Origin of the sequence: Streptococcus sp. oral taxon 431 (genome assembly GCF_023115445.1) — a bacterium.
Lineage (GTDB): Bacteria > Bacillota > Bacilli > Lactobacillales > Streptococcaceae > Streptococcus.
Window position 1 is genome coordinate 1 of the sequence record NZ_JALDUI010000007.1, and the last position, 4,857, is coordinate 4,857.

A 4,857-nucleotide genomic window follows, 5' to 3' on the forward strand; every position below is an offset into this window, starting at 1 on the left:
ATTGTAACGCCTTATCAAAAAAATCACCAGATAAGGTGTTGTTTTAGTGTACACTTTTTACACTAAAATTTAGTTCAAAAAAAGACAATTTCCTTAGTTTGACTATGGAATTCAAACTACTTTTCATCAAATACCTTGATATACTTGACAAATGGTAGAAAAGGACTAAACTACCAACAGCTAATAGACCTAAAGCTGTAAGCACAGAAGTCGATGAACCTGTCGCAGGAAGAGCTTCCTGCTGATAAATAAGAGCATAAGTTACCTCATTATCAGTAGGAATTCCTGCTTGAATCTTGCTTTGTTCTTCCTTTGTAAGAGCGCTTTTTTCAACATAATGATATGTAGAAGCATGAATGATTGACGGTGCAACCAAGATGCTTCCGAGTAAAACTGAACCAACAATCCCACAGATTTTTCGGATTGAAAACCGTTCTTTTTTAAATAATGACAATCGTAATCACCTTCTTTAATTTTATTTCCTAATAGTAAACACTATTTTTTATTATTAAAAATTGAACTTCTAAAATCATCAGTTTGATTTAGATAGGCCTTAAACACTGCTCTCTTTAACTTATGAACTGCACTATCATATTCTGGATTATAGTTGTCCCAAGAATAACGATTCTCATCTGCATCCTTACGGACAGCTTCGTCCATTAATCGCTGCAGTTCTTCTACACTATGAATCGTCTTTCTTGCAAAACTTGCCCAAGATTTAGTTGGATCGTTGAAGGTCACCTTTTTCAAGTTTCTAAACTGATCCACCCGTTCTTGGTACATAGCTTTCTTGAAATCCGCCCAAGAAGAATACTTCCCTTCAAATACCTTTTTCAAAACAAGATCATCTGTAACTAAACCTACTTCTTTACCATAAGACTTAATCTTACTTCCCGCCGCTTTTGCATCTTTTTCATATTGATTTGAGATATAAGGTACCATTCCATCCTTAAAGCCTTTGGCAGCCAGAAGTTCATAAGCAATCCTACGTCCCATCAAATCACCCGGAGTTCCCTTACTGCTCAGAGCCGAATAGATTGGGGCGAAGAGTTTAATCGTATAGTAACCGTTTCTTTCATATTCCCCAGACTTATATTCACGAGCTGACAAGATATTATTTTTAATTAAACTATCAAAGGTAGTCAATTTTTTGGCATCTTCTTCTGTCAGATTTTGTACAACGTTAGTAGCGTAAACCTCATTTCCATCTGCAGGATCTTTCACGTATTTATTCTCGATTTTTCTCAGGGCCGTCATTTTCTGATAAGCATCTAACTGTTTCACGATAGATTGCCCTTCGAGATATTCCAACATGTAAACGACATCAAACATATTGTGGACGTAGTTCTGAAGATCTGCTGCGTCATTAAATCTTGTAGTTGGATCAAGTACTTGCAATCGCTGGCCTTCTGTACTATCTGATGTTTTATGTTTCAAGATAGAGTTGATGGTAATGGTTGCATCACTTGGTTGGTCAGGAGCTTGCAATAAGCCTTTTGCGAAGAACTCCGGTCCTAAGCCACTTCTTCGACCATAGCCACCAAGGTAAATATCCTGATCTGAATCATGTGTCATCTCATGGGTATAGGTGATAGCTCCATCCTTATCTAACATACGATAGGACATATAGTAAACGCCATCTCCAGTTGCATAAGCACCATGGTGATTGTGAACTACTTTATTCCCCACTGGACCAAAGAAATTCTTCATCGCCGGATTGGTACTATCAAACTGAGCCTCAACTGTAGCTTTTCCAGATGTTGTATCATCTCCAAACTTATAGGCATCATAAAGTAAAATTGTACGATAGAGCTTTTCACGTCCTTCTTTATCTAAAATACGATACCAATAATCATAGTGATCTCGCTGACGTTTGGCTGTTTCACGCGCATTATCTTCAACAAACTTATTGAGTTCATCTCCAGCCTTATAATCGCTGTTGCGATAGCGATCGTAAGCTCCAAATCCTAGACTAGACATGGTCGAGATGACAAAGACTGATTTCTCCGGCAAGGTTAGGAGCGGCAAGACCATATTGCGGTATTTCCATGTGGCACTAGTGATACGGTCATAGACACCGATAGAATACTTAGTCCCTGCTTGCTCTTGCTTGGCTTTGACCTCTGCAATAGTGGATTTTTCTTCGACGATGTAAGCCTTGGTCTGTGATTTAAACCAGTCATTATTGGTTTTGTCTGGTAGAAAGACTTTTCGGTAATTTTCCAACGTGCTAAACAAATCTGTCGTTCCATGATGGCTGGCAAGACTGATAGCATAAGTATCGACATTGTTTTTAGCAAGCAGATTATTAAATCCTGATTTCCCTAACTCAATCAGAGTATCTAGTGGTGAAGTATTTCCTTTACCAAAGAAGTCTGGACGATACATCACCAGGTCTTTGACATTCACTTGACCGTAGCTAAAGTTATACCAACGTTCTAAATAAGTTAAGCCGAGTAGTAAGGCTTCCTTATTGTTCTTGATTTTATCTACAAGATAGCCTCTGGTAACTGAGTTGTCACCAGCAAGTCCAGCATCTGCTGACAAGAGTTTTTTCAAACTGTTTGCCAAATCTTGTTTTGTTTTGGCGAACTGGTCTTCCAGATAGAGCTCAGTTTGCTTGACCTCTGGAGAAATTCCGAGTGTCTTTCTGATGGCATCTGACTTATAGTCAATCTTTTGTAAGTCAGGTACGACTTGCTTAATGATAGAGTCTTGGTCATACAAGAATTGATTTGGAGTGTAGAGGAGTCCTGTATCCCCTAAACTATATTCTGCTAGCTTGGCAAAATCAGTCTGGTACTTGAGATCGAGCTTCTCAGATGAATGGTCCTGATAGTGAAGTAAGAGTTTATTTGCAGTCTGTTTGTTAGAAACAATATCTGTGATTACTTGGTCATCCTTCATCATAACTGCGGACAAGAGTTCTTTTTGATATAAGAGACTGTTCTCTTTGACCAGGTTTCCGTATTTCACGATGGTTGCCTTGTTATAGAAAGGTAACAATTTTTCAATGTTCTTATAAACCAAAGTACGGTTAGCTTGATAATGCTTCACCTTAGAAAAATCACTTTCTTTACTACCACTTGTTGAAAGGGGCTCCACTGTTGGAGGAGTGAGAGGATTGATTTCTGCTTTTTTATTAGTCACTTCAGAAGCCTCTAGCATTGTTCCTCTTTCTTCAAAGGATTCTTTGCTGACGACTTCATCCCTAACCAAGGTGACATTGTATACTCTGTTCGCCTTGCTGCTGAATGTATCCTTCACCTTCATTCCATTGTAGTGGTAACCGGTAATAGCATTCCCGTTGGTTACATTGACATCACTTAGTACATTGGTCAATCTTCCTGCATGCTGTTCCTCATTCGTCTTTCGATCCCACAAATATCCAGCCACACCCGCAACTCTACCAAAGTGCTTGACATTGTTGATATCACCTTCCGCATAACTGTTCTGTATATGCGCATCTTGGTCTACTAGACCTGCTAGCCCACCAACAGTCTGATCTGAACTATTGGTGTTGGATGAAATGGCTACTGTCGCTTTTGACTTAGTCAGTGAAGCTCTGCTTCCTGTCAAATGACCGACTAGACCACCAATATTGTATGCAGCAGTCGTTTCGTAGGTATTGATAATTCTTCCCTTGAAACTACTCTCTGTGATGCTTGATTGGTCTGCCTTAGCCAACAAACCACCTATACCACGTTCACCGGCGAGTACACCATCCACATGGACTTGTTTGATCTTTGTGCCATTCGTAGCTTCATTTGCCAGTGAACCAATATCATTTTTCCCTGAAATAGTAACATTTTTTAGACTCAGTTTTTCTACTGTAGCACCACTCAAGTTTTCAAACAGAGGTTTTTTCAAATTATAGATAGCATAATTCTTGCCATCTTTTTCTCCAATCAACTGACCAGTAAAGGTTCCCTTGATATAGGATCTCTCATCAGGACCAAGCTCCACTTCGTTAGCATTCAGGCTAGCTGCTAAATGATAGGTTCCAGAGAGATTTTGGTTTATAGCTTTGACCAGATTACTAAAGGAAGTAAAGTTTGTCTTTTCCTCTTTAGACTTCTTATCGAGGTAGAAGGTGAAATGGTCGACATATTTATTGTTCTGCTCTTGCTGGAGTTTCTCAGCCTTAGCTGTAATTTTATAAACTGGCTGACCATTTCTTTCCTCTTCAGTTATTGAGGCGACTGGTAGATAGACATCTTTAAATGCCGAAGATTTTACCTTGACAAAGTAATTATCCGTATTCTTTGGAATTCCATCCAATGAGATATGTTGTTTATAAGTCCCATTCGTCTGGCTGTACAACTCAATATCCGAAACATTTCTTAATTCGAGTGTTTTTTCTGGATCTGTTTCTTTCGGCTTCTCAATCGGAGTTTCAGGTTTTAATTGCTCAATATTCCCCTTATATTCAGGAAGTGGATCTACCTGTTCAGGCTCACCTTTGTCACTGACTACAGCTTCTGGCAACGCTGGGTGAACCTCTGGTTCGCCTTTGTCGGTTACTACAGCTTCTGGTAAGGCGGATTGGACAGAAGGTTCCCCTTTATCGGTTACAACTGCTTCTGGCAATTCAGGTTGAACTTCAGGTTCTCCTTTATCAGTTACAACGGCTTCTGGCAATTCAGGTTGAACTTCAGGTTCTCCTTTATCAGTTACAACGGCTTCGGGAAGCTCTGGTTGGACTTCAGGCTCACCTTTGTCAGTTACAACTGCTTCGGGTAACTCTGGCTGGACCGCAGGTTCGCCCTTGTTGGTTACAACTGCTTCTGGTAAGGCGGATTGGACAGAAGGTTCCCCTTTATCACTTACAACTGCTTCTGGTAACGCAGGTTGAAC

1 protein-coding gene and 1 pseudogene are annotated in these 4,857 nt (G+C 39.8%); both read right to left on the reverse strand.

What is annotated here, in order from left to right; all coding sequences use genetic code 11:
- Positions 1 to 154: 154 nt before the first annotated feature.
- Positions 155 to 454, reverse strand: a pseudogene (locus tag M1R56_RS05300) (LPXTG cell wall anchor domain-containing protein); the annotation flags it as partial.
- Positions 455 to 495: 41 nt separating this feature from the next.
- Positions 496 to 4,857: ZmpA/ZmpB/ZmpC family metallo-endopeptidase (locus M1R56_RS05305; protein WP_248034860.1), on the reverse strand; the 4,362-nt coding region annotated here is incomplete at its 5' end.